Origin of the sequence: Pseudomonas sp. UM16 (genome assembly GCF_050312595.1) — a bacterium.
In the GTDB taxonomy this organism is placed as follows: Bacteria; Pseudomonadota; Gammaproteobacteria; order Pseudomonadales; family Pseudomonadaceae; genus Aquipseudomonas.
Genome location: NZ_JBNPJT010000057.1, coordinates 1 through 730 on the forward strand (window position 1 = coordinate 1; position 730 = coordinate 730).

General features: G+C 46.8%; 1 pseudogene. It reads right to left on the reverse strand.

Annotated features, from left to right (window positions below):
- Positions 1-393: 393 nt before the first annotated feature.
- Positions 394-730 (reverse strand): annotated as a pseudogene (locus tag ACQRAX_RS25530) (hypothetical protein); the annotation flags it as partial.

Sequence of the window (730 nt, forward strand, 5' to 3'; positions counted from 1 at the left end):
AATTCGGGCTCATGCGAAAATTTCCATTTAAGCTGCGGCGGCAGCTCAAGGTCCTTATTGAATTTAAACACTGAAGCACTCATTAATTAATTTAATCTGGAACATCCAGCTTTAAGAGTTTGGTATTTTTATTGGCCAGCACGATGCCATCTTTCTCCATCAGTTCACTATTAAATGCAGTGTTGGCCCGGTCGGCTTCATTCGTTGTCCACTTCAGGGCCAGCCGAAACATGTATCCACGGCGATCGCTTCGCTGCCACACGCCAGCCGGTATTTAACCTCCAATTCAAGGACCGGACTGGCCGCGGAGCTATCTATCCAGACTTGCCAAACCCGGTGCTGCGCTCCGCTGGACAGCGTCTATTTCTTGGTCCTTCCGGCAACACTCTCCCATCAGTACTGCGGAACGTCAGCCTTGGTTTTGATGAAAGGTACGTTTGGAGATAGGAAAGACCTGATAAATTCAGCGACCTTTTCTTTTTGTTTTCTTTTGCAGAAAATATTAACCCCACCATTGGTTATATGCTCATCGCCCTTTTGTATGATGCTGTACTTAAAATCGACGATCTCTCTATTAGTAACAACCGCCAACTGGGTGATTTCTTTCCACTTAAACGCATAGTGATGATATTGGGTATGCATTTCCCGATAGCTCTTTGAGTACGCCATTGAGAGATACGTCAAACCCACCCCGCCTGGGCCTATCAACGCGCCGAGCAAGAATGACGGA